The sequence below is a fragment of the Streptomyces sp. NPDC002133 genome, from assembly GCF_040296405.1.
Classification (GTDB): domain Bacteria; phylum Actinomycetota; class Actinomycetes; order Streptomycetales; family Streptomycetaceae; genus Streptomyces.
Genome location: NZ_JBEOXF010000037.1, coordinates 1 through 26,499, shown reverse-complemented (window position 1 = coordinate 26,499; position 26,499 = coordinate 1). Strand labels below are relative to the sequence as shown.

The window sequence follows — 26,499 nt, the reverse complement described above, 5'->3', positions numbered from 1 at the left end:
GTTTCAGTCGTTCGGCACGGTCTCGTAGCGCGGCGTGCCCTCCGCCATCTGCCGCAGCGCGTCCTTGCGGTCGCGCTTCGAGAGCCGGTCGATGTAGAGGTAGCCGTAGAGGTGGTCCGTCTCGTGCTGCAGGCAGCGCGCGAAGTAGCCGGTGCCGCGCACCTTGATCGGCCTGCCCTCGGCGTCCTGTCCGTGCACCTCGGCGTAGTCCGGGCGGGGCAGCGAGGCGTACGCCGTCGGGACGGACAGGCAGCCCTCGTTCGAGTCGTCGAGCACACGGCGCTCCGGCGGCAGCTCCTGCAGCACCGGATTGCAGACGACGCCGGTGTGACGTACGCCTTCGTCGTCCGGGCAGTCGTAGACGAAGACCTTCAGGTCCACACCGATCTGGTTGGCGGCCAGGCCCACGCCCTCCGCCGCCCGCTGGCTGGCGAACATGTCGTCGATCAGCGCCGCGAGCTTGTCGTCGAACTCGGTGACGTCCTTGCACTCCTTGTGGAGCACGGGGTTGCCGACGACGGTGATGGGACGGGCCGTACCGCGCTCGCGGTGCGCCCGCTCGCGCTCCTCACAGTCCTCCGTGTCCACGACGAAACCATCGTTGACCTGCTGGTCCGTCTGCTGGTCCGTCTCCTGCTGCGCCATTGTCCGCCGTACGCCTTCCTCGGTGCCCGCTGATTGCTCCGTACAGCCTACGGCCCTGCGTCAGCAGACTTCCTCGAGATCCCGCCACTCACGGCTGTCCGGACTGTCCGCGACCCAGCCGTCCAGCAGCCCGCGCACCAGGCCGGCGGGCGCCGCGATCCCGCACTCGCGCTCCGGTACCCACAGGTCCCCGGCCGTACGGTGGCCGAGCGGCCCGGGGTGGCCCGGCTCGCTGTGGTCGTGCGGGTCCAGGTGCTCGCCGTCGCCCTCGGCGCTCGGCATCCGGCTCTCGGAGCAGGCCCGGCAGAGCAGCCGGACGGAGGACGACCAGTCCTCGGCGGCGAAACCGGCGTCGGCGGCGAGCTGCTCCAGCGCGTCCCGGTCCTCCTCGGTGGCGGCCTCCAGCAGCACCACCCAGGTCGGGACGGGCGAGGGCGCCCAGAGCTCGATCTCGTCGAAGACGGGGAAACTGTGGCCGGCGGCCGTCGTGCGCTCGCCGTGCGGTACGCCGTCGTGCAGGACGACCTCGCCCCAGCGGCGGCCGGACGACGGCAGCGGGATGGACAGCACCTCTATCCGGGCCGGGTCGAGCCTGCGGCCCCACACGACCTCGGCCTCGCCCTCGGGAGACAGCCGCACGGCAGCGCTGCCCAGGTCCATGCCGACGGGTTCGCCGCTCGCGGCGGCCTCGCCCGGCACCCTCAGCCCGTAGGCCTGCCAGGAGCGCCGGGCCAGCGGCCAGTCCTGCAGGGCCGTCGCGGCGATGCCGACGTTCCACCAGTCGGGGGCGCCGGTCTCCTTGTCGAGCAGCGCGACGGCACGCAGGCCCGCGGCGCGCGCCTGCTCCCAGTCGTGCCGGAACTTGTGCAGCAGCGCCAGATTGAACCAGGACTCCGAGAGCCAGGGTTCCAGGTCCGCAGCGCGGGTCAGCAGCGCGCCCGCGTCCTCGTACCGGCCGTCGCCGATCAGCGTGAACGCGCGGTCGGTGGCCTGCCGCCAAGAGGCGGAGGGCCGATGCCGTACCTTCCCGAAGATCCTCACGATTCCCGCCTGCCGGTCGCTCGGGTCACTTCCCCCGGACACATGGCCGCCTGTGTCTTCGTAGCCGTGTCTCCTGTATCTGCCTTCATTCGCATCCAACCATGCCCGGTCGGACGCCCGCTCATTACCCATGGGTTACCCAGGCCGGGCAGGGGCCAGACCGCCTGCCCTTCCCCCACCACCGCCCTCAGCGGAGGCCCTGCGGGCCCCACGCTTCACGGGACAGGACGCGGGCGAGGGACTCCACGACTTCCGGCTGGTAGTCGCGCGCGGTCCCGAGGCGGAGCTCCTCCAGCGCGCCGAGAGCGCCTTTGGCACTTTCACCGGTGAGATCGTCGTACGCGTTGACGGCACGGACGATTCGGGCGGGAAGCGGCTGTTCGCGATACGGATCCGCCTGCCGCTCGACGACCACGGCGACGGCCGCGGGTACGCCGGTCTGGCGGACCACGGCGCCGCCCAGCAGCGCGATACGGCGCTGCTCGGCGGCAGGAAGGCGGGCGGTGGCCCCTTCCGGTACGGGGTCGACGAGGGAGAGCTGCCCGATGTCGTGCATGAGCGCCGCGTACTCGAGAACGGTCAGCTCGGGCCCGGACAGCCCCAGCTCGCGACCGACGGCGGTGCTGAGGGCGGCGACGCGGTGGGCATGGCCGTGGGAGGTGTAGCCGGCGATCTCGGTGGCCCGGGCGAGCGACGCGATCGTCTGGCGGTAGGTGGTCCGCACCGCCGCGTACCGACGGAAGGACAGCTGGGTCAGCAGCAGCGGTACGCAGAAGACCGGGAGCGCCCAGAGTCCGGCGACGGCGACGCCGAGCGCCATGACGGCCCCGGTGGCGCAGACGGCGGAGCCGATGCCGAGGAGCGAGCGCAGCTCGTCGCGGAGCAGCGGACCGTAGGGGTAGCGGGTGCGTGCGCGCAGCATCAGGGCGGCGAGCACGGCGTCGCAGAGCGCGGTGAGCAGCAGGAGCAGCAGCAGGTAGAGCGCGTAGTACGGGCCCTTGCCGACGTGGTCGGCCAACTCGCCCGAGTGGTGGAGCGGTTGGAAGCAGACCGCGGCGAACGTGACGGTGAGCACGCGGCGGGCCACCTGGTCGAGCGCGGGGCCGCGGCCGCGTGCGATGTGCGGGACGACCCCGGCGAGGGCGCCCGCGACGACGACCGCGACGACCTGGAGGACGCCGTGGGTGCTGCTCGTGCCGGCGCTCTCGTCGAGCAGCGCGTACGCGAGCGCCCCGGCCGACCCCAGGGGCGCGGGCTCGCGCTCCCCCGGCAGCGCGCCCCGGCGGGCCAGCTCCCCGACGGCGATGAGCACGCCGAACGCGAGCGCGATCCCAGGGTCCTCGATCCCGGTCCACAGCGTCCATCCCAGCCCGGCCACGGTCAGCACCGCCGCCGCCCCGTACACACACGCGACGGTCGGCGGGACGCGCCGTCTCATCCGCCCCGCCGTCTGTCGGCCATGTCCCGAGCGGCCCGCGCTGCGACCACGGCGTCGACCACCCGGCGTACCCGTTCGCCCGGGGTGCCCGGGGTGCCGGCGGGCGGGGGCCCGGTGGGGCCGGGGTCGGGCGCCGGGGCCGGGTCGGGGACGTCGGCCACGACGGACGCGGGGCCCACGGCGGGGCCACGCGGGGTGGGCGGCGCGCCCGGCGTGCGTGCCGCACTCGGAGCCGCGGCCGGAACGGCCGCCGACGGGGCCCTGACTGCAGCGGCATCGGGCGGCGGGGGACCACCGGGGCCGCCCACGGCGCCCGGCAGCGGCTCGTCCGCGGTGACCGCGATCTGCCAGCCGTGGCGGGACAGGGCCCGCACCAGGGCACGGACCATCTGGGGGTCGAACTGGGTGCCCGAGCAGCGCTTCAGCTCCTCGACGGCCGACGCGACGGGGCGGGCCCGCCGGTAGGAGCGGGTGGAGGTCATCGCGTCGAAGGCGTCGGCGACGGCCACGACCCGGGCGAACTCGGGGATCTGGCGGCCGGCCAGTCCGTACGGGTAGCCGCTGCCGTCGACGCGTTCGTGGTGGTGCAGGATGGCCGCCCTCGCCTCGTCGAGGAAGCCGATCCCGCGCACGATCTCGTGTCCGTACTCCGGGTGCAGCTCGATGACCCGGCGCTCGTCGGGGGTGAGCGGTCCGTCCTTGCGCAGCACCCGTGTGGGCACGCCGAGCTTGCCGACGTCGTGGAGGATGCCGGCGAAGCGGAGCACCTCCAGCCGTTCCTCGTCCATGCCCAGCTCGCGCGCGATCAGTACGGACGCCTGCCCCACGCGCTCGCTGTGCCCCCTCGTGTACTTGTCCTTGATGTCGACGGCCTGCACCAGGGCCCGGATGGTGGAGCGGTGGGCGCTCCGCTCGCGGTGGTACTGCGCGAAGGCCCAGCAGGAGATGTACATCGGCAGCAGGACGAACAGCGCGGAGACGGGGCCGTACGGGCTGCGCCACAGCACGGCCATCATGAGACCGGCCAGGCCGTGGACGGTGTGCGGGGCGAGCGAGCCCGGAAGAATCCCGCGCCACGCCGCCCGTAACGGCAGCCGCTCGGCGGTGGCCAGGACCGCGCCGTCGAGCGCGCTGAGGACGAGGCAGAACGCCACCGCCGCGGCCCCCGCCGGCAGCAGCGCACCCGGAAAGGCGGGCGCGGTGCCGATCCCTCCGCACAGCAGGGCCGCCCAGGACGCGGCCCAGGCGGCCAGGGCGAGTTGGGCGGCACGCCACACCCGCCGTACGGCCGCGGGTCGCTGTTCGACATGGGCGACGAGCGCGCCCGGCACCGCCGACAGCGCCGCCGCGGCGGGCGGCAGCAGCAGCGCGGCCGCCAGCAGCACGGGAAAGAACGATCCGGCGCCCATCGGCACCGACCCGCCGGGGAACCGTCCGAGGAACGGGCGGCCGGCGGGCATTTCACACATCGCGTAGACCCCGGCCAGCAGCGCGACCGCGCCCCAGGCGACATCGGCTCCGGAGAACACCGAGGGGAGCACACATGCGCCGGCGCACGCCACGGCGCAGAGAATCAATGCACGCGCCCCACCCGGGATACCTCTCACCCGCGCTCAGCCCTCCTCGGCCGCCCCCGAACAGAGCGTCAGGCTAGCGAGTGGACCGATCCCCGGCGGCGGAAAACGACCGATTAGCACCATCGGGTGACACGAGCGATCTCCGCAGCCCCTCCACAGGCCCGGCGGCGGGAGCACGTCCGCGGCCGGCCCGGGGCAGGCACCCCGTGTACACCCGCGGCTCCCCCGGCCAAGCGCTCCGCGTGCGCCCGCGCACGCGAGAAGGGGCGCACCTTTCCGGTGCGCCCCTTCTTCCGTCGCTGGTGCGGCAGCGGCTACTCCGCCGTCGCGGTCGGCAGATCCGCCCCCGCCACCGTCACATCGTGCTCCGGCACGGCCTCGCCCGACCGGATCAGCTCGATCCGGCCCATGACCTTGGCGCGCAGATCGACCGGCACGTCGTCATGGCCGCAGCAGCGCTTGACGAGCTTCTTGACCGCCCGCTCCAGGCCGTACTTCTCCAGGCACGGCGAGCACTCATCGAAGTGGACCTCGAACTTGGTGCAGTCGGCGTCGGGCATCTCACGGTCGAGAAACTCGTAGAGATGATCGAGAATCTCCGCGCAATCCGTCTCGTGCGGCTCTCCGCAGCTCATGAGCCCGAGCCTTTCCGATCGTTCGTCGACTCCCCGGCGCCTGCGGGAACCAGCCCGCGGTCACGGGCGTAGTCCTCGAGCATTCCGCGCAACTGGCGGCGGCCCCGGTGCAGTCGGGACATCACCGTACCGATGGGTGTTCCCATGATGTCCGCGATCTCCTTGTAGGCAAAGCCCTCGACGTCCGCCAGATAGACGGCGATGCGGAACTCCTCGGGGATCGCCTGCAGCGCTTCCTTCACGTCGGAGTCCGGCAGGTGGTCGAGCGCCTGCGACTCGGCGGAGCGCAGGCCCGTCGACATGTGGGACTCGGCGCGTGCGAGCTGCCAGTCCTCGATCTCCTCGGCGGCACTGCGCTGCGGCTCACGCTGCTTCTTGCGGTACGAGTTGATGAAGGTGTTGGTGAGGATGCGGTACAGCCAGGCCTTGAGGTTCGTGCCCTCCCGGAACTGGTGGAACGAGCCGTACGCCTTCGCGTACGTCTCCTGTACGAGATCCTCGGCGTCGGCCGGGTTCCGCGTCATGCGAAGCGCGGCCGAGTACATCTGGTCGAGAAAACCGAGAGCGTCCCGCTCGAATCGTGCGTTGCGCTCGGCGGTCGTCTCTTCCGCACGGCCGTCGTCGGTCCCAGTGACCGGACCCACCTCCTCCAACGCTGTGGCGAGTCCGAAACCGGACACGCTCGAATCGGAGGATAGACGACCAACCGCTCCGCCCGCCGCCCGAGTGGCGCCGGTCCCGACCGTCGGCAGAACCGTCCACTCCAGGTCAGAGGCGCGCGAACGACTGGGGCAGATGGTCGAACCCATGCGACGGACTCCCTCTCCGAGCTCCTGAACTGACGTCCGGCACAACAGAGACCCGGCCCTCGGCTATTCCCGTGCGTGGACGACCGTCAGGATCAAGCACGATCCGGGTCGGATCACGCCAGAGCGGTGATCCACTTCCGTACGCCGTCGACGACCTCGGCCAGCGCCTCCTCCTGCGTCAGCGCCGCCCGCTTGGGCACGGACAGCCCATGATCGGCGGAGTCCACCTCGATCAGCTCGTACTCCCCCTCGGGGAACTCCCCCGGCGTCCCGAACGGGTCGTTGCCGCCCTGGACGACGAGCACGGGCACGCCGGCGCCCAGCAGCTCGTCCGCCCGGGACTTCTCCGGCCTGCCCGGCGGATGCAGGGGGAAGCTCAGCGCGAGTACGGCACGGGCGCCCAGCTCACTCGCCGTGCGGCAGGCCACGCGCGCCCCGGCGCTGCGCCCGCCCGCGACGATCGGCAGCCCTTGCTTCTCCAGCGCGGGCCACAGCCCCCGCCAGCCGGTGTCCAGGGTCTTCGGCGCCGGTGCGACCTGCTTCCCCGCCACCCGCCAGGGCTGCTCCACGAGGGCCACGGTCACCCCGGCTGCGGGCAGCTCGGCGGCGAGTGCCTGCAGGTCACGGGCCCCGATGCCGCCGCCCGCGCCATGGCTCGCCGCCAGCACGAGCCGGGCCTTGCCGATGGCGGGGTGCCAGGTGATGCGGGCGTCCCCTGCGGGCGTCCCGACAGTCTCGCTCTCGATCTCGCTCTGTGTCACGTAAGCAGTGTCACACCGTCTGCCCCGGAGATCTCAGAAGAGGGTGCCCACCTCGGGAGCCTCCAGCTCCTCCAGCAGCTCCGGCCCGTTGTTGCGGACGTTGCTGACCGCCGTCGTCACCGGATACGCCCGCATCAGTCCGGGCGGCGGCGGCGCCAGCAGCGCGCGCAGCTCGTCCACGTCCGTGCGCGCCGGGTCGAGCCATGCGTCCCAGCGGTCCTCGGTCAGCATCAGCGGCATCCGCGGATGGATGTCGGACAACGAGTGCGGGCCGTCCGCGGGCGCGACCGCCAGCGGGCTCGTCTCCGCCTCGGTCGTGATCACCGAGCAGGTCACCCACCAGGACTGGGGATGGTCGTCGGGCAGGGTCCGGTCGCGCCAGAACTCGTAGAGCCCGGCCATCGCGAAGACCGAGCCGTCGGCCGGGGTGACGAAGTACGGCTGCTTGCGGGGCCGCTTCTTCTTGCCCTGCACCTCCAGCTCCCGCTCGTCCGTCCCGGTGACCCACTCGTAGTAGCCGTCGGCCGGCAGGATGCAGCGGCGGGCGACGAAGGGCCGGCGGTACGAGGGCTTCTCGTGGACGGTCTCCGCGCGGGCGTTGATCATCCGGGCCGCGCCCTCGGGGTTCTTGGCGAAGGACGGGACGAGTCCCCACTTGAGCTTCCGCAGCTGGCGAACCGGACGTCGCTCGTCCGCGTCCTTCAGAGGACGTTCGAGTACCGCGTAGACCTCTTTCGTCGGGGCCACGTTCCAGTCGGGGGCCAGGGTCTCCGCCGGTTCCCACTTCTCGATCTGGAAGAGTCCCGTCAGGTCCTCGGGCCTGCGACTCGCTGCATACCGTCCGCACATAAGTGCCACACTGCCACGATCCCCAGCGTCCCGAGGAGCCACCCCGGAAATGGCCACCACCGCCGCCGTCGCCGCCGTCGAAGTATTCGGCACCCAGCCCGCGCCCGACCAGTGGCTGGTCATAGGCACGGCCGCGCTCGCCCTCGTCGCCGTCGTCCCGCACGCGCTGTGGCGGCTGTCCCGCAATGCGATCACCATTGCCCACGAGGGCGGTCACGGCCTGATCGCCCTGGTCACCGGCCGCCGGCTGCAGGGCATCCGGCTGCACTCCGACACCAGCGGCCTCACCGTCAGCCGCGGCAAGCCGACCGGGCTCGGCATGATCCTGACCGCGGCCGCGGGCTACACCGCGCCGCCGCTGCTCGGCCTCGGCGGCGCCTGGCTGCTCGCCGCGCACCGCATCACGCTGCTGCTGTGGGTGGCGACGGCGCTGCTGATCGCCATGCTGCTGATGATCCGCAACGCGTACGGGGCACTCACCGTGATCCTCACCGGCGCGGCCTTTCTCCTGGTGTCCTGGCTGACCGAGCCCGCCGTACAGGCGGCGTTCGCCTACGCAGCGGTGTGGTTCCTGCTGCTCGGCGGCGTACGGCCGGCCTTCGAGCTGCAGGCGAAGCGGCGGCACGGTGGCGCGTCCGACTCGGACGCGGACCAGCTGGCCCGGCTGACGCATGTGCCGCCCGCGATGTGGTTCTTCCTGTTCCACGCCGTGTCGCTGTGCTCGCTGATCGGTGGCGGTCGCTGGCTGCTCGGTCTGTGACCGGTCGTGGAACACCCGGGGTGGTTGCGGCCCACTAAAGTGAAGGCCATGACCGACAGCCCCGTGCACGTGCACCCCGAGCACCTTGACCTCTGGCCCGCCCCTCATGCGAGCGGGCCTGTCGATGCGACGGTCACCGTGCCCGGATCCAAGTCGGTCACCAACCGCGGACTGGTCCTCGCGGCGCTGGCCGCCGAGCCCGGCTGGCTGCGCCGCCCGCTGCGGTCCCGCGACACCCTGCTGATGGCCGAGGCCCTGCGGGCCATGGGCGTCGGCATCGAGGAGCAGGTCTCCTCCAGCTCCACCGCCACCGGCGGCCCGGACTGCGGCGAGGCCTGGCGGGTCATTCCCGCCGGGCTGCACGGCCCCGCCACCGTCGACGTCGGCAACGCCGGCACCGTGATGCGCTTCCTGCCTCCGGTCGCCGCCCTCGCCGACGGCCCGATCCGCTTCAACGGCGACCCGCGCTCGTACGAGCGTCCGCTGGGCGGCGTGATCAACGGGCTGCGTGCCCTGGGCGCCCGGATCGACGACGACGGGCGCGGAGCGCTCCCGCTGACCGTGCACGGCGGTGGAGCGCTGGACGGCGGCCCGGTGGAGATCGACGCCTCCTCGTCCTCGCAGTTCGTGTCCGCCCTGCTCCTCTCGGCACCCCGCTTCAACCAGGGCGTCGAGGTGCGGCACGTGGGCTCCACACTTCCGTCGATGCCACACATCCGGATGACGGTCGACATGCTCCGCACCGTCGGTGCGCAGGTCGACGAGCCGGAGACCGGCGGCGAGCCGAACGTCTGGCGGGTGCGCAGCGGCGCCCTGCTCGGCCGGGATCTGACCGTGGAGCCGGATCTGTCGAACGCCCAGCCGTTCCTGGCGGCCGCACTGGTGACGGGCGGCCGCGTCACCGTCCGCGACTGGCCCGAGCACACCACCCAGCCCGGTGACGCTCTGCGGGAGATCTTCACCGAAATGGGCGGTTCCTGCGAGCTGACCGACGCCGGGCTGACGTTCACCGGCACCGGCCGGATCCACGGCATCGACGTCGACCTGAGCGAGGTCGGCGAGCTGACCCCGGGCATCGCCGCGGTCGCGGCGCTCGCCGACTCCCCCTCGACGCTGCGCGGTGTCGCGCATCTGCGCCTCCACGAGACGGACCGCCTGGCCGCGCTCACCAAGGAGATCAACGAGCTCGGCGGCGATGTCACCGAGACCGAGGACGGGCTGCACATCCGCCCGCGCCCGCTGCACGGCGGGGTGTTCCACACCTACGACGACCACCGGATGGCGACGGCCGGCTCGATCATCGGTCTCGCTGTCGAGGGAGTGGAGATCGAGAACGTGGCGACGACAGCCAAGACACTGCCCGACTTCCCGAGGATGTGGACCGACATGCTCGCGGGCAACTGAGCGGGGACGGCAAGAAATGCGCCGCTACGGCAAGCACACCGACGAGGACGACATCCGTCAGCGCCCGAACCCCAAGGGCAACCGTCCCCGGACGTCCATCCGCCCCAAGCACGAGGACGCGGCGGAGGGCATGGTCCTGACCGTCGACCGCGGCCGTCTCACCTGCCTGGTCGAGGACCGTACGGTCATGGCGATGAAGGCCCGCGAGCTGGGCCGCAAGGCCGCCGTGGTGGGCGACCGCGTCGAGCTGGTCGGTGATCTGTCCGGCAGGAAGGACACCCTGGCCCGCATCGTCCGCATCGGCGAGCGCGCCTCGGTGCTGCGGCGCACGGCCGACGACGACGATCCGTACGAGCGCGTCGTCGTCGCCAACGCCGACCAGCTGGCGATCGTGACGGCCCTCGCCGACCCCGAACCGCGCCCGCGGCTGATCGACCGCTGTCTGGTCGCCGCGTTCGACGGCGGGCTGGAGCCGCTGCTGGTGCTGACCAAGTCGGATCTGGCCTCGCCCGACGAACTGCTGGAGCTGTACGGCGCGCTGGGTGTTCCCCATGTCGTCACCACCCGCGACGAGTTCGTGGGCGGCGTCGCGGCCGAGCGTGTCTACGAGCACCTCAGGGGCCGGACCACCGCGTTCGTCGGCCACTCCGGTGTCGGCAAGACGACCCTGGTCAACGCGCTCGTCCCGATGGATCGGTGGCGCAGCACCGGCGTGGTGAACGCGGTCACGGGCCGCGGTCGGCACACCACCACGTCGGCGCTCGCACTCCCCCTCGCGGGCAAGGACAACGGCTGGGTGATCGACACCCCCGGCGTGCGGTCCTTCGGGCTGCACCATGTCGATCCCTCGCGGGTGATCCTGGCCTTTCCCGATCTCGTACCGGGCACGGAGGGGTGTCCGCGCGCCTGTTCGCACGACGAGCCGGACTGTGCACTCGACGAGTGGGTCGCTCAGGGAAACGCCGATCCCGCGCGTCTGTACTCACTGAGGCGGCTGCTGGCCACGCGTGAACGACGCGAAGGCGACTGAGCCGCGCACGTTTGCGAGCGCCCGCCGCTGGTAAGTGCATAATCGCACCAAGTGAGACGAAGCAGTCACTGAGCGTGGGACTGGGACGCGGGAGGCACTGACGATGGCGTGGCTGCTGGTAGTCGTCGCCGGACTCCTGGAGACGGGGTTCGCGATCTGTCTCAAGCTGTCGCACGGCTTCACGCGTCTCTGGCCGACCATCGCGTTCGCCATCTTCGCCATGAGCAGCTTCGGCCTGCTGACGCTGTCGCTGCGCAAGCTCGACGTCGGCCCCGCCTACGCGGTGTGGACGGGGATCGGCGCGTCGGGCACCGCGATCTACGGAATGATCTTCCTCGGGGAGGTGGCCTCCACTCTGAAGATCGTCTCGATCGTCCTGGTGATCTGCGGCGTCATCGGCCTGCAGCTCTCCAGCCCGGCCCACTGACGGCCGTACGGACGAGCTGACCGACGCCATCGGGGGCGGGCGCGACGACGCACGAGAGCGCGAGCCGCACGGCCAGTTCGCAGCGGTGGGCGACCTCGGCGGCCTCCTCCTTGGTACGGCTCCGGGCGGCATGTTCCAGGGCGGCGAACGAGCGGTCCCGTACGGCCGTGGCCAGCTCGGACGGCGCGGGATGCCCGGCGTCCGCGCGGCGCTGCGCGGGCACGCCGGAGAGTGCGGCGGTCCGCACGGCGCGCGGCGCCGGCAGGCGCTCGCCCCAGCAGCCGGTGAGCAGGGCACGCAGCAGCGGCCTGGCGCGGGCCTCGCCGACGGTCCACTCGGCGACGGCCACGAGCTGCTCGACGCCGCCCGCGCCACGCTCCAGGAGCAGTGACCGGTCCACTCCGTGGAGATACGCGTCGGCCTCGCGCCGCACGAGCGCGCGGGCAAGGCCCTCCTTGCTGCCGAACTCGTTGTAGAGGGTCTGACGGGAGACCCCCGCGACGGAGGCGACATCGACCATCCGAATCCCCGACCAGGGCAGATGGTAGAGAGCGGTGAGAGCGGCGTTCAGCAGTGCTTCTCGCGCTGATGGCATCGTGGCCTCCCGGGCGGGCCCCGGGGCCCTGCGGCTCTGCGCTCAGAGTTGACGCGTGGACACGCGCTGTCAAGAGCGCGTGCGGTTCCCTGCCTCGCCCGACGGGGAGTCGGAGGGGCCGGAGTTGGGTTGCTCCTGCGGGGATAGAGTTCGACCATGGCCGACTACCACGATGATCTGCGTCTCGCCCATGTCCTCGCGGACGCCGCCGACGCGGCGACGATGGCCCGGTTCAAGGCGCTCGACCTCAAGGTCGAGACCAAGCCGGACATGACTCCGGTGAGCGAGGCCGACAAGGCGGCCGAGGAGCTGATCCGCTCCCAGCTCCAGCGCGCCAGGCCACGCGACGCGATCCTCGGCGAGGAGTACGGCATCGAGGGCACCGGCCCGCGGCGCTGGGTCATCGACCCGATCGACGGCACGAAGAACTACGTCCGCGGGGTTCCCGTGTGGGCGACGCTGATCTCCCTGATGGAGGCCGGTGAGGGCGGCTACCAGCCCGTCGTCGGTGTGGTGTCGGCACCGGCGCTCGGCCGCCGGTGGTGGGCGGCGAAGGGCACGGGCGCGTACACCGGCCGCAGCCTGTCCTCCGCGACCCGCCTCCACGTCTCGAAGGTGTCCCGGCTCTCGGACGCGTCGTTCGCGTACTCCTCGCTCGGCGGCTGGGAGGAGTACGGGCGGCTGGACGGCTTCCTCGATCTGACCCGGGCGGTGTGGCGCACGCGGGCGTACGGCGACTTCTGGCCGTACATGATGGTGGCCGAGGGTTCGGTGGAAATCTGCGCGGAGCCGGAGCTCTCGCTGTGGGACATGGCGGCGACCGCGATCGTGGTCCAGGAAGCGGGCGGCACGTTCACCGGCCTGGACGGGCTACGCGGCCCGCACAGCGGCAACGCGGCGGCGTCGAACGGGCTGCTGCACGAGGAGCTGCTGGGCTATCTCAACCAGCGCTACTGACGCGCGCACGGCTTGTCGGTGCCGGGTATCAGGGGGACGGCCGCCGACGCCCGGACGGCACAGGGCCGTCCAGCAGCACCGAACCCACCCCTCCACCGGCCGCGCGCCATTCGCGCCCCCACTCGGCCGCGCACGCCCCCTTGTTGGTATCGCACATCGCTGCCACGCTGAGAGTCCCCCCACTTGTGAACTTGTGAATCAGTTCTCGTTGAACGGTTCACCAAGGAGGTGGCTCCGTCCATGCTCGTCCGTGACGCCATGAGCACGGTGGTCCTCACCATCGGCCCCGCACACACCCTCCGCCAGGCAGCCCGGCTGATGTCCGCGCGCCGCGTCGGGGCGGCCGTCGTCCTCGACCCCGACACCAGTGGTCTCGGCATCCTCACCGAGCGGGACATCCTGAACTCGCTCGGCGCCGGTCAGGACCCCGACCGCGAAATCGCAGGCACCCACACCACCACCGACGTCGTCTTCGCCGCCCCCGCCTGGACGCTGGAGGAGGCCGCGGAGGCCATGACGCACGGCGGCTTCCGCCATCTCATCGTGCTCGACGCCCACGGTCCCGTCGGCATCGTCTCCGTACGCGACATCATCCGCTGCTGGACGCCGGCCGCCCGGCGGCGTGCGACGGCAGCCGCACTCAGCGGCTAGGGAGGCCGCGGAGCACACAAGAGGGCCGGACCCCTGAACGGGGATCCGGCCCTCTCTCCACGACAAGCGGCCCAGTACTGGTGTGTCAGCCGCGCAGGGCCTGGACCGCGGCCTCCAACCGCTTGCCGAAGTCGCCGTCAGCCTGACGGAAGTTGTCGATCGCACGCGCGGCGATCTCGTCGCGGGAGACCTTGGCGATGAAGCCCGACAGGTTCTCGATCAGACGGCCCTTCTCGTCCTCGGACATCAGGCGGTAAAGGTTGCCCGCCTGGACGAAGTCGCTGTCCTCGGCGTGCGACGGGGCCACGTGGTTGCCCGTGCCGCCGGAGACGGCGGTCGCCTGCCACAGCGGACGGTCCGTCTGGAAGGGGCCGCCGAAGCTGTTCGGCTCGTAGTTCTTGGCACCCTTGTGGCGACCGTCGTACAGGAAGCCGTCACGGGAGTTGGTGCGCGCCTCGGTGGCGTGCGGGCGGTTCACCGGCAGGTGGTCGGCGTTGATGCCGACGCGGTAGCGGTGGGCGTCGCCGTACGCGAAGAGACGGCCCTGGAGCATCTTGTCCGGGGACGGACCGATGCCCGGCACGAAGTTCGCAGGGCTGAAGATGGACTGCTCGACCTCCGCGAAGATGTTCTCCGGGTTGCGGTTGAGCTCCAGCTTGCCGATCTCGATCGGCGGGTAGTCCTCGTGCGGCCACACCTTGGTGAGGTCGAACGGGTTGAAGCGGTAGGTCGCCGCATCGGCCGCCGGCATGATCTGGACCTGCACGGTCCAGGACGGGAAGTCGCCGCGCTCGATGGACTCGCGCAGGTCGCGCTGGTGGCTGTCCGGGTCCTCACCCGCGAGCTTGTTGGCCTCGGCCTGCGTGAGGTTCCTGATGCCCTGGTCGGTCTTGAAGTGGTACTTGACCCAGAAGACCTCGCCGGCCTCGTTGTTCCACTGGTACGTGTGCGAGCCGTAGCCGTTCATGTGGCGGTACGAGGCGGGGATGCCGCGGTCACCGAAGAGCCAAGTCACCTGGTGCGTCGACTCGGGGCTGAGGCCCCAGAAGTCCCAGACGTTGTCCGCTTCCTGGCTGCCCGTGTACGGGTCGCGCTTCTGCGTGTGGATGAAGTCGGGGAACTTGATGGCGTCCTTGACGAAGAACACCGGGGTGTTGTTGCCGACGAGGTCGTAGTTGCCCTCTTCGGTGTAGAACTTCAGCGCGAAGCCGCGCGGGTCACGGACCGCGTCGGCCGCGCCGAGGTTGCCCGCGACGGTGGAGAAGCGCAGGAAGGTCTCGGTCTGCTTGCCGACCTCGGAGAGGAACTTCGCGCGGGTGTACCGGCTGACGTCGGCCGTCACGGTGAACGTGCCATAGGCGCCGGCACCACGCGCGTGGACGACCCGCTCCGGGATGCGCTCACGGTTGAAGTGCGCGAGCTTCTCGAGCAGCAGCTGGTCCTGGACCAGAACCGGACCGCCAACGCCCGCGGTCTCACTGTTCTGGTTGTCGGCGACCGGCGCGCCGGCCTCCGTGGTGAGCGGTCCCTGAATCACGTGCGCCTCCTGCGTGTCCTGCGTCATTCGAAGCAAGTCCTGCCCCTTGGCCAATGCCGAATACGATCCTATGATGGACATCGTCTAAGTCAAGTAGACATCCAAAGTCACACCCGTTCAGGACGCGCCTCCCCAGACTGTTAGGCTGATACGTATGAGTGACCTGTTGGAACGACTGCGCGGACGCGGCTGGCGGATGACCGCGCAGCGTCGCGTCGTGGCCGAGGTCCTCGACGGTGAGCACGTTCACCTGACCGCCGACGAGGTGCACGCACGTGCCGTCGAGCGGCTGCCGGAGATCTCCCGCGCGACGGTGTACAACACGCTGGGGGAGCTGGTGTCGCTGGGCGAAATCCTGGAGGTGTCCACGGACCGCCGCGCCAAGCGGTACGACCCGAACGCGCACCGTCCGCACCAGCACCTGGTCTGCGCCCGCTGCGGCGCCATCCGCGACGTCCACCCGACGGGCAACCCTCTGTCGGACCTCCCGGCTGCCGAGCGCTTCGGCTTCACGATCTCCGACGTCGAGGTCACTTACCGGGGCATCTGCCCGAACTGCGCGAACGTCTAGCTCCGGTCATCGCCCGGCCTCGGTCGCCGGCTGCTCTCTCTTGCCGTGTCTCGTGGGCGGTCGTTCCACCGGGGCTCTCCGGGAACGAGCCGCCGGGGCTTTCGGGCGCCGACGCTCCGGGGGAGAACCAGTGTGCACGGGACCATCCACCGGCCCGCAGCCTCGAACACGCCGAAGGCCCGGATCCTCAAGGATCCGGGCCTTCGGTTTCAGTAGCGGGGACAGGATTTGAACCTGCGACCTCTGGGTTATGAGCCCAGCGAGCTACCGAGCTGCTCCACCCCGCGTCGGTGAGCCCAACAGTACGTCACCCCACGGACCAGAGCAAATCGATAATCGTTCGCCTGTTCGTCACGGCATGATGCCGAGCGATCACGCCGTCAGCTCCTGATGCAGCGCCTCCCGCAACGCCTCCGCGCGCTTCGCGACCTCCTCCGGCCCCAGGTCCACGGCCCGCGCACACCACCGCTGGCCTTCCGCGAGCTCGCCCCGCCGCGCCGCGAGCAGCGCCATCCGCAGCGCCGCACGTCCGTGCCCGGCCCGGGCGGCGCGCGCCCACCACAGGGCCGCCTCGCGCTCGTTGCCCTCACGGGCGAGCAGCAGCCCGAGGTTGAACGCCCCGTTGCGGCTGCCCGACTCCGCGGCCTCCCGGTACCACCGCGCCGCATCCTCGAGGTCACCGCGCGCCGCTGCGAGCATGCCGACCCGTACCTGCGCACGCCGGTGCCCCTGCTCGGCGGCCCGCTCGTACCACTCCTCGCACTCCGTCTTCTCGGTCACCGGCTCACCGAGTGCCGGCGGTCCGGGCGGCACCTGGCGTGCATCGAGCACGGTCGCGAGCCGGAACGCCGCCTCGGCGCTGCCACCACCGGCCGCGCACCGCAGGTGTCGCTCCGCCTCCCGCTCCTCGCCGTCGCGCAGGCGCGCCATGCCGACCTGGAGGGCGGCCTCGGTGTGCCCCGCGGCGGCTGCCCGCTCGTACCAGCGCAGCGCCGTACGGTCGTCGTCCCGGCCGGCGTACAGGATGCCGAGGTTGAACGCGGCGTCCACGCTGCCGGCCTCCGCGGCCTTGGAGAACCACGGCTCCGCCCCGGCCGCGTCACCGGCCTGGAGAAGCAGCACGGCGAGCGCGTTGGCGGCCTCGCGGTGGCCCGCATAGGCGGCGCGGCGGTACCACTGCTCCGCCTGGACGGTGCGGTCCTGGGCGGCGCAGAGCAGGCCGAGGTTGTAGGCACCGTTGACGTCGCCCGCGTCCATGGCCGCGCGGTACCAGCGCTCGGCTGTCTGCTGCTCACCGCGGGCGGCGTGCAGTGCGCCCAGGGCGTTGGCGGCGTTGCCGTCTCCGTCCTGCGCGGCACGCAGCCACCACACGGCGGCGCTCTCCTCGTCGCCGGCGTCGCGCAGCAGGAACCCGAGCGCGCAGGCGGCACGGGCCTCGCCGTCCTTCGCGGAGGTGAGGTACCACCGCCCGGCCTCCTTCAGCTCGCCCCGCCGCTCCAGGATCGCCCCCAGATGCAGCGCGGCCCGCCGGTGCCCTCGCGCGGCGGCCTGCCGGTACCACTGCTCGGCCTCCCGCCACAGCGCCCGCGTCCCTGCGGCGTCCGTCTCGGCCCGCCCGGGCGCACGGTCGCCCGCGCCCGGCACACGCGCACCACGGCTCCCGCGCTCGGCCGCACGGCTGCCGTTGTCGAGCCGGACACCCTGCGGGCGGTCCGGGCGCACGTCCGCGGTCACGGCGTGGCGCTCCAGCGCACGCGCCAGCCGGTAGGCCGCCTCCCGGTGGCCCTGCTCCGCGGCCGCGCGGAGCCAGCGCTCCGCGCCGGGCTCGCTGCGGTGCTCCAGCAGGTCGGCCAGTGCGTAAGCGCCGAGCGCATGGCCCTGCTCGGCCGACTGCCGCAGCCAGTACTCGGCGGCGGGCTCGTCGCCGCGCTCGCGGTAGTGCCGGCCCAGGGCGTGCGCGGCCGCCGCGGAGCCCGCGACAGCGGCGATGCGCCACCAGCCGGCCGCCTCGTCGGCGTAGCCGCGCTGGTGGAGCAGCACACCCAGGTTGTTCGCGGCGGCGCGGTCGCCCTCGGCGGTCGCGCCGCGCAGAAACGGCTCCGCGCCGTCCAGGTCGCCGCGGCGCAGCAGCATCGCCCCGAGCACGCTCATGGAGGGGATGTCCCCGGCCTCGGCCGCACGACGGTGGCGCGCCTCGATCTCGGTCTCGGCCGACTCGACGGCGTCGACGGCGTCCATGGGTTCGACGGAGCCGGCGGACCCGGCGAAATCGAGGGATTCACCGGACTCGAGGGAGTCCATGGACTCGAGGGGTTCCACGTGGTCGGTGGACGCGGCCGGCCCCGCGAGGCCGGCGGGCGCCAGGGCGTCGAAGGGCTCGGTGAGATCCAGGGCGCCTGCCGCCTCCACGGCATCGATACCGACCGCGCTCATCGCGGTTCCGGTATGCCGCTGCGCAAACCGCCCTGTAGTCAACAGAGTTGCCCTGTCCCCCATAAATCCCATCGTCGCACCACCCGCAACCCGCGTACACCTGGTATACCGCAGCCAGTGAGGTCACTTCAGCGTTTTGTCGACATGCCCACAGAGAGATAAGTCAAACACGTCTCACCCCAACCCGCCCCGACCAACTCGCCACACCCGCCACCCACTTCCCCCGAACGCCCCCGGCGCATGACAAGGGCCCGGATCCTTGATGGATCCGGGCCCTCGACTTCAGTAGCGGGGACAGGATTTGAACCTGCGACCTCTGGGTTATGAGCCCAGCGAGCTACCGAGCTGCTCCACCCCGCGTCGTTGTGCACCAACCGTACCACGGTGCGTGGCGGCCACTGCCCGGCGGCCCTTCGGCCACCGGGCAGCCACCTGCCACCGCCCGGCCTTGCGGTCAGTCTCCCTGCGGCTGCGACTGCGGCTGCTGGGACTGTGCCGCGGCCGCGCGTTCCAGCGCTGCCTGCAGGTCCGCCTGGGCCTTGCCGTACGCCGCCCAGTCGTTCTTCTTGAGTGCGGCCTGGCCCTCCTCGTACGCCTTCTGCGCGTCCGCGATGGCCTGCTTCAGTGCCACCTCACCGGTGACCGGCGGCTTCGTCGTGTCACTCGGCGGCGGTGGCGTCGTGGGCGGCTGCTCGGCGCCGTCGACCCCGAAGACCGCGTTCAGCGCCTCCGCCAGGCTGTCCTTGAAGACGGGCTTGCCGCCGTACGAGACGGCCACCTTCTTCAGCAGCGGGTAGTTCGCGGCGCCGCCTCGGGCGTACACCGGCTCGACGTACAGGAACCCGCCGTCCAGCGGAACCGTGAGCAGGTTGCCGTAGTCGATCTCCGAATCCGTACCCCTGAGGTCACGCACGAACGTCGCGACCTCGGGCACGCTGTTGAGCTCGCTCTGCACCTGCGAGGGCCCTTGGACGGTCGACGTGACTCTCAGCAGCCTTATCGAGCCGTAGTTCTTGCTGTTCGCATCGGCGTCGACGGCCATGTAGGCACCGAGGTTGGGGCGCCCGTTGGGTGTGAACGTCGTCGTCAGGGAGAACTTCTGCTCGCTGTCGCCAGGCATCTTGAGGCTCAGGTAGTACGGCGGGACCGCGCTGGTGTCCTGGTTCGTCGGGTCGTCCGGCACCTGCCAGGCGTCACTGCCGCTGTAGAACTGCTCGGGGTCGGTGACGTGGTAGCGGGTGAGCAGCTCGCGCTGGACCTTGAAGATGTCCTGCGGGTAGCGCAGATGGGCCAGCAGGGCCGGATCGATGTCGCCCTTCGGCTTCACCGTGTCCGGGAAGGCCTTCATCCAGGTCTTGAGAACCGGGTCCGCGGTGTCCCACTGGTACAGCTCGACCGAGCCGTCGTACGCGTCGACGGTGGCCTTCACCGAATTGCGGATGTAGTTGACCTGGTTCTGCTGCGCAACGACGGCCCGTTGGGTGTCGGTCAGTGAGTCGGCCGTCGTCTCGCCCAGCGTCGTACGCGAGGCGTAGGGGTAGCCGTTCGTCGTGGTGTACGCGTCGACGATCCACTTGATACGGCCGTCGACCACCGCCGGGTAGGCGTCGCCGTCGATGGTGAGCCAGGGGGCCACCGCCTCGACGCGCTCCTTGGGCGTGCGGTTGTAGAGGATCCGCGAGCCCTCGCCGATCGCCCCTGAGTAGAGGATCTGCGGCTCGTTGAACGACACGGCGTACGCCGCTCGGTTGAACCCGTTGGAGAGGTTGACCCCGCTCTTACCCTTGTAGCTGGTGGTCTCCTCACCGTTCTTCTCGTAGTCGAGCTCCTTCTGGGGGCCGCCCACGATCGAGTACTGCTCGGTCTTCTCGCCGTAGTAGATCCGCTGCTCGTACTTGCCGAGCTGACCGGTCGTCGGCAGACCGGACTCGGTGAAGTCGGGCGCGCCCACCGTGCCCTCGTCCGGATCCGTGACCGCGCTCGTCCCCTTGGCCGCGATCGCGCCGTAGCCGTGGGTGTAGGTGAAGTGGTCGTTGATCCAGTTGCGCTTGGGGATGCCCTTGATGTTGAGCTCGCGCAGACCGATGACCGTGTCCTGCGGCTTTCCGTCCGGGCCGGTGTACCGGTCGACGTCCAGGGTCGCGGGGAACTGGTAGTACTTCCGCTCCTGCTGGAGCTGCTGGAAGGCGGGCGACACGATGTTGGAATCGACGAGCCGGTAGCTGGCGGCGGACGTCGACTGCTCGCGCTGCTCCGCCTTGCGCTTCGGGTCGCCCTTGCCTGCGTAGTCCTCGGCCTTGGCCGTGTCGATGCCGTACGCCATGCGCGTGGCATCGATGTTCTTCTGGATGTACGGCGCTTCCTTGGCCTGCTCGTTCGGCTGGACCTGGAACTTCTGCACAATGGCCGGGTACAGGCCGCCGATCAGGATCGCCGACAGCACCATCAGGCCGAAGCCGATCACCGGCAGCTGCCAGGTGCGGCGCCAAAGCGTCGCGAAGAACAGCACCGCGCAGATCACGGCGATGCAGAAGAGGATCGTCTTGGCCGGCAGATACGCGTTGGCGTCGACGTACCGCAGGCCCGTCCAGTTGCCGGCCGCCTTGAAGTCGCTGGACTTCACCGCCAGGCCGTACCGATCCAGCCAGTAGGCCACGGCCTTGAGTGCGACGAAGAGCCCGAGCAGCACCGAGAGATGGCCGGTGGCGGCGGCGGTCGCCCGCGCGCCGGGGCTGGTGATGCGCAGCCCCCCGTACAGATAGTGCGTGAGCGCGGCGGCGATCAGCGAGAGCACGGCCGCGGCGAAGCCGAAGCCGAGCAGGAAGCGGTACCAGGGCAGATCGAACGCGTAGAACGACACGTCCATCTGGAACTGGGGGTCCTTCTGCCCGAACGCCACACCGTTGACCCACATGAGCCAGGTGCGCCACTGGGAGGAGGCGGAGGCTCCGGCGATCAGCCCGACGAGTGCGGTGATCGCGAGGAGCACCCACTTCTTGTACGGGGCGACACTCATCCGGTAGCGGTCGAGGCTCTGCTGCTCCATCGACATCGCGCTCAGGGGCGGGCGCAGGCGGTGCGCCAGCCAGATGTTCACCCCGACCGCGGCGGCCATCAGCAGGCCGAAGACGGCGAACAGGCCGACCTTGGTCCAGAGGGTGGTGGTGAACACCGACGAGTACTTCACCGAGCGGTACCACAGCCAGTCGGTCCAGAACCCGGCGAACATGACAAAGGCCATGGCCAGGACGGCCAGCACCCCCAGAGTCATGAGCAGGGTGCGGACCCGCCGGGACGGCCGACCGACTCTGATCCGTGGCCCGGTAGGGCCTCCGCCGCGGTCCGGCATCTGGAAAGCCAACGTGCGCCCCTCGAGTTCGCGGTCGTGTAATTCGTGTAAGCCCTGTGCAAAGCAGGCTCAGCGATCGTAGAGCCCACTCATGCAACTTACTGAAGCTTTACCTAGTTCCCGACTCCGGGTCCGAAGGAGGCAGGATATTGACCATGTCCAACGTTTCCCCCTCAGGCCCCCCGATGGCCGCGAGCCCGCTCACGCGAGCGGTGCTCGAAATCGACGAGTACACCTCCGGCCTCGGCTGGGACCAGCCGGCGAGGCTCTTCGCCCTCGTCGACACCGCGCAGCTGCGCACACAGGAGCCGGGCCTCGCCGCCCAGCTCGGTCTCGACGACGGAGAGCCGGCCGCTCCGCTGACCCCGGTCGAGCAGGACGAGATCCCCTCGGGCACCGCTCTCGACGAGTTCCTCGCCACGATCGCCTGGCCCGACGCGGTGGCGGGCTGCGCCCTGACGGTGGAGCGGCTGATGCTGCCGCCGTCCGCCGAGGCGTCCGTACCGGAGGGCCTCGACGAGGCCGGCCTGGCGAAGTGGGTCGCAGGACACCCGGACCGTCAGGAGGTCCGGATGACAGTGGCGGTGCTCCGCGACGGCGCGCGCGAGTCGGCGCTGCGGCTGCGGGAGAAGGACTCCCCCACGGAGGTCCTGACCGGTTCCGACCTGGTGCCGGGGCTGGCCGAGGCGCTGTCCGCGACCTTCGAGGCGTAGCTGCGGGGTGGCGCCGGGGCGCCCGGCCGGCGGTCGACGGCCGGCCGCGCGAGGGGGCGTGCTCGGTCCAGGGCGCGCCCCCGTGGCCCGGCCGACCCGGTCAGCCGGTGGAGCAGCTGGGCAGACCGGTCGTGTCGCCGGTGCGGATCTTCTCCAGGGACTTCACGGCGTCGTCGATGGTCTTGACCCGGACCAGGGTGAGGCCGTCGGGGATGTCGGAGGCGGCGGACCTGCAGTTGTCGCTGGGCGTCAGGAAGTACTCCGCGCCCGCGTTCCGCGCGCCCACCAGCTTCATCTCGATGCCGCCGATCGGGCCGACCGCACCCCTCTCGTCGATCGTGCCGGTGCCGGCGACGAACTTGCCGCCGGTCAGATCGGACGGAGTGAGCTTGTCGACGAGGCCGAGCGCGAACATCAGTCCCGCGCTCGGTCCGCCCACATCGGCGAGCTTGATGTCGATGGTGAACGGGAACGTGTGGTCCGTGCCGGCGGTGATGCCGACGATGGCCCGGTCGCCCTCGTCCGACTTCACGGTGCTCACGGACACGTCCTGCGCGGCGGTCGGCTCCTTGCCGGCCTTCTCCGCGGCGGCCGCCTCCTTCGCCGGGACGATGGAGAAGACCACCGCGCCGCCGGGTTCGTGCTTGGTGACGGCCTTCGCGACATCGTCCGGCGCCTTGACCGGCGTACCGTCCACGGCCTTGATCACATCGCCGGCGTGCAGCACGCCCTGCGCGGGGCTGTCCTTGCGGACGGAGGAGACGACCACACGCGTCTTCACCGGGATCTTCAGCTCCCGCAGCGCCGCGACCTTGGCGCTCTCCTGCGACTGGGTGAACTCCTCGGCGTTCTCCTGGGTGGACTGCTCCTCCGTCTTGCCGTCCGGATAGAGGGTCTCGTGCGGCACCACCACGTTGTCGTGAGCAAGCCAGCCGTAGACCACCTCGGCGAGGTTCATCTTGTAGTCGGCGCCGGTGACCCGCACCGTCGTCATGTTGAGGTTTCCGGAGGTCGGGTACGTCTTGCGGCCGGAAACGTGCAGCACCGGCTCGCCACCGGACTCGCCGAGCGTGTTCACCGTGGGCCCGGGCGTCATCTCGGAGTAGGGCGGCGTCATGAACACGCCCACACAGAGCAGCACAATGAGGACGAGGGTGGAGGCGAGCATCGTCGCAGTGCGGCGTGGCATGGAACGACAGTACGGGACTGGTCCGTCAGTACACCCGTCGGGCCGGTCCGTACGGGGCCCTGGGCAGAGGGCTCGCGGCAGGCCTCAGGCGGCGTCCGAACCGGAGTGGGACTTCTCCATGGCATCACGGAAGCGGGCATAGCCGGCGAGCTCGGCCACGTCCCCGGTGGTTCGATCGCGCGAGGCCCAGCTTCCCCATATCGCTGCACCGATGGCAGCGATCAGCGGAATCAGCAACCAGGCAAGTGCCGCCATCCCGACCTCCCAACCCCATGCGCTGGAGCAACTGCTGCAACAGCTACCTGATCAGCAGATTAACCATCCGTCGGTTCAACGCTCGGGCCAGGGGGGCGGTTACGCAAATCGACTCGCGGTAACAGCCGGGAGGGGTGCCCGTCATTCATCCCGACAGCGCGGTCAGCAGGCCCCCACCCACTCCTCCGTACCGTCCGAGAAGCGCTGGTGCTTCCAGATCGGGACCTCGTGCTTCAGGTCGTCGATCAACTTGCGGCAGGCCTCGAACGCCTCACCGCGGTGCGGGCACGAGACGGCGACGACAACCGCGAGATCCCCGATCTTCAGATCACCCACACGGTGGATGGCGGCGAGGGCGCGAACCGGGTATTCCGCGGCCACCTTCTCCGCGACGCGGCGCATCTCCGCCTCTGCGGTGGGATGGCAGGAATAGCCGAGCGTGTCGACGTCGGCGCCGCCGTCGTGGTTGCGCACGGTGCCGACAAACAGCGCCGCGCCGCCGGCCGCGTCGTCACCGACGGCGCGGAAGACCTCGTCGACGGAGAGCGGGGTGTCACGGATCTCCAGGAGGCGGATGGGGTCCGCTGCCGCCTGCTCTCCGGGGTGCTCGTTCGTGCGTGCCATGGCCCCATCGTGCCGTACGCCCCTGGCATCGCGGAATAGCGCTTTCCCCCGGGCGACCTCGGCTGTGCTTGGAGCCTCCTGCAGAGAGGTACAGACAGGTACGGCCACATGGGGTACGGGCCACAGCGAGATACGGGCGCGGGCCGCGCCGCTACAGGCCGCGCCGCTTGCGGGCACGCCGCACCAGCGCGGCCGTACCGAGCAGCGCTACGGTCGCGCCCGCGGCACCGGCGGCGGCCGTGGCGTCCTTGCGACCGAGGCGGCGGCCCGCGACGGTGTGCCGGCCCTCGACCTCCTCCAGGAGCGCGGCGAGAACCTCCTCGTTCGTCCAGTGCGGTCGCCACCCGGCGTCGTGCAGCCGTCCGACACTGACCACCCAGGGGTGCATCGTGTACGCCAGGTCCCCGGCGGGGGACGGGGTGAGGCCGATCCGGTGCAGCCGGGCCGCCGCGCCCAGCGCGACCGCGGACGGCAGCTCCATGCGCCGGATGCCGCTGAGCTCCTCGACCTCCTCCTGCTCAAGCCAGCCGTCGCAGCCGACCGCGAACTCCCCGTCGACCTTCTCCAGAGCCGCGTACTCCAGCGCGCTCACCAGGTCCTCCACGTGGCAGAACTGCCAGGTGGGACGGGATCCGGCGACCACGAGCAGCCGCGGGGACTCGAAGTAGCGGGTGAGCGCCGTGTCCGTGCCGCCCACCAGGACGGCCGGCCTCACCACCGTGACGTTCAGTCCCGGGTGGGCGCGGGGCGCGCGCCGGCCCAGGCGTTCGATCTCCAGCAGGTCGCCGACGCCGGTCGCCTCCGCCGTGGCGCGCAGCTCCGCGTCCTCGGAGAGCGGGATGTCGTTGTCGGGCAGCGCCCCGTAGACCATCGCCGACGTGCACAGGACGGCCCGGTGGACGCCTGCGGCCGCGGCGGCGGTGAGCACGGTCTGGGTGCCGCGCACGTTGTACGCGGTACGCGCCGCCGGATCCGTCTCCAGGTCCAGGTCCAGCGCGAGGTGGACGACGACGTCGGCCCCGCGCAGCTTCTCGGCGATCGCCGGGTCGCGGACGTCGAGAATGTGCCAGTGCGCCTCGGGAACGTCGCCGCGCCGCTCGTCGATGGCGATGACCTGCTTGATCTCGTCGGATGCGACGAGGCGCCTGGTCAGCAGGTCTCCGACGCCCGATGCGGCGCCGGTGACCGCGACCACGGGGCCGCGCCCCATGGCCGGGGTTGAGTGGTTTCGCGCTGCGCGAACCTGCGGATCTGGGGAACTCACCGGGCGTCTCCAGCGGTTGTCTTCAGTAAGTGCGCGAATGACGCGTACGTACCAGGTGGCGTCCATCCTGCCGCAGGCCATGAGTCGACGGAGCATCGAGCCCTTGTCCGGCCCGGATGTCTAGGCTGGTGGTGTTGTCGGGCATTCGCCGCCGGCAGGAAGCCGGCGGCCCTACGAGCCGAGGAAACCCGTGAGTGACACCCCATTCGGATTCGGCCTTCCGCCGGAGGAGCCGGAGAACGGCGACGAGGGCAAGAAGAAGGACCCCGCCGGAGGTGGGCAGGGGCCCGGCGGCCAGGGCGGCGGCCCGGACAACCCCTTCGCGTTCGGATTCCCAGGTGCCGGCGCGGGCGGTGCGGAGAATCCGTTCGCGGCGATGTTCGGTTCGCTGAACCCTACCGACCTCGGCGCCGCCTTCCAGCAGCTCGGCCAGATGCTGAGCTATGAGGGCGGCCCGGTGAACTGGGACATGGCGAAGCAGATCGCCCGCCAGACGGTCTCCCAGGGCACCCAGGACGGCACGAAAGACGCGAGCATCGGCCCAGCCGAGCGCGCCGCGGTCGAGGAGGCCGTCCGTCTCGCCGACCTGTGGCTCGACGGCGTGACCTCGCTGCCCTCGGGTGCGGGCACCGCCGTGGCGTGGAGCCGCGCCGAGTGGGTCGAGGCGACCCTTCCGGCGTGGCAGCAGCTCGTCGACCCGGTCGCCGAGCGCGTGGGCCTCGCGATGGGCGATGTGCTGCCCGAGGAGATGCAGGCGATGGCGGGCCCGCTGATCGGCATGATGCGCTCCATGGGCGGCGCCATGTTCGGCCAGCAGATCGGTCAGGCCATCGGCGTGCTGGCGGGCGAGGTCGTCGGCTCCACGGACATCGGGCTGCCGCTCGGACCGGCCGGCAAGGCCGCACTGCTCCCGCTGAACGTGGAGGCGTTCGGCAAGGACCTCGGCGTGACCAAGGACGAGGTGCGGCTGTATCTCGCCCTGCGC

At 71.0% G+C, this 26,499-nt stretch carries 24 protein-coding genes, 2 tRNA genes and 1 pseudogene; 9 read left to right on the top strand and 18 right to left on the bottom strand.

All coding sequences use genetic code 11. The features are described 5' to 3' along the window. Positions 1 to 3: 3 nt before the first annotated feature. From def to ABT078_RS28115, 8 genes and pseudogenes are all read right to left on the bottom strand, one after another. Positions 4 to 645 (bottom strand): peptide deformylase, encoded by a 642-nt coding sequence (def, locus tag ABT078_RS28150; RefSeq protein ID WP_351232472.1) that lies wholly within the window; start codon positions 643 to 645, stop codon positions 4 to 6. Positions 646 to 705: 60 nt separating this feature from the next. Next, entirely contained in the window at positions 706 to 1,686 is a 981-nt protein-coding gene (locus tag ABT078_RS28145) for a tetratricopeptide repeat protein (protein ID WP_351232470.1), read from the bottom strand. 187 nt (positions 1,687 to 1,873) lie between these two features. Further along, on the bottom strand, positions 1,874 to 3,124 hold the full coding sequence (locus ABT078_RS28140; RefSeq protein ID WP_351232468.1) for an HD-GYP domain-containing protein: 1,251 nt from the start codon (positions 3,122 to 3,124) through the stop codon (positions 1,874 to 1,876). A 179-nt stretch (positions 3,125 to 3,303) separates the two neighbouring features. Continuing rightward, positions 3,304 to 4,731 (bottom strand): annotated as a pseudogene (locus ABT078_RS28135) (HD-GYP domain-containing protein); the annotation flags it as partial. A 284-nt stretch (positions 4,732 to 5,015) separates the two neighbouring features. Further along, entirely contained in the window at positions 5,016 to 5,336 is a 321-nt protein-coding gene (gene rsrA / locus ABT078_RS28130) for a mycothiol system anti-sigma-R factor (protein WP_351232464.1), read from the bottom strand. Then, positions 5,333 to 5,980 (bottom strand): sigma-70 family RNA polymerase sigma factor, encoded by a 648-nt coding sequence (locus tag ABT078_RS28125; protein WP_502981367.1) that lies wholly within the window; start codon positions 5,978 to 5,980, stop codon positions 5,333 to 5,335. Before ABT078_RS28125 ends, rsrA begins: the two co-directional genes overlap by 4 nt. A 278-nt stretch (positions 5,981 to 6,258) precedes the next feature. Beyond that, entirely contained in the window at positions 6,259 to 6,906 is a 648-nt protein-coding gene (locus tag ABT078_RS28120) for an alpha/beta hydrolase family protein (protein ID WP_502981361.1), read from the bottom strand. Between the two features lie 33 nt (positions 6,907 to 6,939). Continuing rightward, positions 6,940 to 7,755 (bottom strand): SOS response-associated peptidase, encoded by an 816-nt coding sequence (locus ABT078_RS28115; protein WP_351232460.1) that lies wholly within the window; start codon positions 7,753 to 7,755, stop codon positions 6,940 to 6,942. Positions 7,756 to 7,804: 49 nt separating this feature from the next. Here ABT078_RS28115 and ABT078_RS28110 point away from each other — a divergent pair, with 49 nt between their 5' ends. From ABT078_RS28110 to ABT078_RS28095, 4 genes are all read left to right on the top strand, one after another. Beyond that, positions 7,805 to 8,515 carry a M50 family metallopeptidase gene (locus ABT078_RS28110; RefSeq protein WP_351232458.1) on the top strand — a complete coding sequence of 237 codons (711 nt, stop codon included), beginning with the start codon at positions 7,805 to 7,807 and terminating at the stop codon, positions 8,513 to 8,515. 48 nt (positions 8,516 to 8,563) lie between these two features. Continuing rightward, a complete protein-coding gene (aroA, locus tag ABT078_RS28105) occupies positions 8,564 to 9,919 on the top strand; it encodes a 3-phosphoshikimate 1-carboxyvinyltransferase (protein ID WP_351232456.1) in 1,356 nt (451 codons plus the stop codon). Positions 9,920 to 9,935: 16 nt separating this feature from the next. Then, complete coding sequence (gene rsgA, locus ABT078_RS28100; protein ID WP_351232454.1) at positions 9,936 to 10,949, top strand: ribosome small subunit-dependent GTPase A; 1,014 nt, start codon at positions 9,936 to 9,938, stop codon at positions 10,947 to 10,949. A gap of 103 nt (positions 10,950 to 11,052) precedes the next feature. Further along, positions 11,053 to 11,376, top strand: coding sequence for a DMT family transporter (locus ABT078_RS28095; RefSeq protein WP_351232452.1), 324 nt, complete (start codon positions 11,053 to 11,055; stop codon positions 11,374 to 11,376). On the opposite strand, the gene ABT078_RS28090 is transcribed toward ABT078_RS28095, so the two are convergent. Beyond that, the gene (locus ABT078_RS28090; protein WP_351232450.1) at positions 11,342 to 11,971 is read right to left on the bottom strand and encodes a TetR/AcrR family transcriptional regulator; all 630 of its coding nucleotides are present in this window, start codon (positions 11,969 to 11,971) and stop codon (positions 11,342 to 11,344) included. The genes ABT078_RS28095 and ABT078_RS28090 overlap by 35 nt on opposite strands. A 156-nt stretch (positions 11,972 to 12,127) precedes the next feature. On the opposite strand from ABT078_RS28090, the gene hisN reads away from it, so the two are divergent. Further along, complete coding sequence (gene hisN / locus ABT078_RS28085) at positions 12,128 to 12,928, top strand: histidinol-phosphatase (protein WP_351232448.1); 801 nt, start codon at positions 12,128 to 12,130, stop codon at positions 12,926 to 12,928. A 240-nt stretch (positions 12,929 to 13,168) separates the two neighbouring features. Next, a complete protein-coding gene (locus tag ABT078_RS28080; protein ID WP_351232446.1) occupies positions 13,169 to 13,579 on the top strand; it encodes a CBS domain-containing protein in 411 nt (136 codons plus the stop codon). Positions 13,580 to 13,664: 85 nt separating this feature from the next. Here the strand turns inward: ABT078_RS28080 and ABT078_RS28075 are convergent, their stop codons facing one another. Continuing rightward, positions 13,665 to 15,143, bottom strand: coding sequence for a catalase (locus ABT078_RS28075; protein WP_351232444.1), 1,479 nt, complete (start codon positions 15,141 to 15,143; stop codon positions 13,665 to 13,667). Between the two features lie 127 nt (positions 15,144 to 15,270). Here ABT078_RS28075 and ABT078_RS28070 point away from each other — a divergent pair, with 127 nt between their 5' ends. Next, a complete protein-coding gene (locus ABT078_RS28070; RefSeq protein WP_351232442.1) occupies positions 15,271 to 15,687 on the top strand; it encodes a Fur family transcriptional regulator in 417 nt (138 codons plus the stop codon). Positions 15,688 to 15,900: 213 nt separating this feature from the next. Here ABT078_RS28070 and ABT078_RS28065 read toward each other — a convergent pair. The 4 genes from ABT078_RS28065 to ABT078_RS28050 form a co-directional block, all read right to left on the bottom strand. Continuing rightward, positions 15,901 to 15,974, bottom strand: a tRNA-Met gene (locus tag ABT078_RS28065). Between the two features lie 85 nt (positions 15,975 to 16,059). After that, a complete protein-coding gene (locus ABT078_RS28060) occupies positions 16,060 to 18,183 on the bottom strand; it encodes a tetratricopeptide repeat protein (RefSeq protein ID WP_502981360.1) in 2,124 nt (707 codons plus the stop codon). Positions 18,184 to 18,406: 223 nt separating this feature from the next. After that, positions 18,407 to 18,480: transfer RNA gene (locus tag ABT078_RS28055), tRNA-Met, on the bottom strand. A gap of 94 nt (positions 18,481 to 18,574) precedes the next feature. Next, positions 18,575 to 21,469 carry a UPF0182 family membrane protein gene (locus ABT078_RS28050; protein ID WP_351232565.1) on the bottom strand — a complete coding sequence of 965 codons (2,895 nt, stop codon included), beginning with the start codon at positions 21,467 to 21,469 and terminating at the stop codon, positions 18,575 to 18,577. Positions 21,470 to 21,624: 155 nt separating this feature from the next. Here ABT078_RS28050 and ABT078_RS28045 point away from each other — a divergent pair, with 155 nt between their 5' ends. Then, the gene (locus tag ABT078_RS28045; protein ID WP_351232438.1) at positions 21,625 to 22,182 is read left to right on the top strand and encodes a PPA1309 family protein; all 558 of its coding nucleotides are present in this window, start codon (positions 21,625 to 21,627) and stop codon (positions 22,180 to 22,182) included. A gap of 100 nt (positions 22,183 to 22,282) precedes the next feature. Here ABT078_RS28045 and ABT078_RS28040 read toward each other — a convergent pair whose 3' ends face one another. The 4 genes from ABT078_RS28040 to ABT078_RS28025 form a co-directional block, all read right to left on the bottom strand. Continuing rightward, complete coding sequence (locus ABT078_RS28040; RefSeq protein ID WP_351232436.1) at positions 22,283 to 23,371, bottom strand: YlbL family protein; 1,089 nt, start codon at positions 23,369 to 23,371, stop codon at positions 22,283 to 22,285. 84 nt (positions 23,372 to 23,455) lie between these two features. Further along, positions 23,456 to 23,626 carry a hypothetical protein gene (locus ABT078_RS28035; protein ID WP_351232433.1) on the bottom strand — a complete coding sequence of 57 codons (171 nt, stop codon included), beginning with the start codon at positions 23,624 to 23,626 and terminating at the stop codon, positions 23,456 to 23,458. A gap of 162 nt (positions 23,627 to 23,788) precedes the next feature. Continuing rightward, complete coding sequence (locus ABT078_RS28030; RefSeq protein ID WP_351232431.1) at positions 23,789 to 24,250, bottom strand: molybdenum cofactor biosynthesis protein MoaE; 462 nt, start codon at positions 24,248 to 24,250, stop codon at positions 23,789 to 23,791. 151 nt (positions 24,251 to 24,401) lie between these two features. Further along, positions 24,402 to 25,514: an SDR family oxidoreductase gene (locus tag ABT078_RS28025; protein ID WP_351232429.1), complete on the bottom strand. Its 1,113-nt coding sequence runs from the start codon at positions 25,512 to 25,514 to the stop codon at positions 24,402 to 24,404. Between the two features lie 190 nt (positions 25,515 to 25,704). Here ABT078_RS28025 and ABT078_RS28020 point away from each other — a divergent pair. Beyond that, a partial coding sequence (locus tag ABT078_RS28020; RefSeq protein ID WP_351232427.1) for a zinc-dependent metalloprotease occupies positions 25,705 to 26,499 on the top strand: 795 nt, incomplete at its 3' end.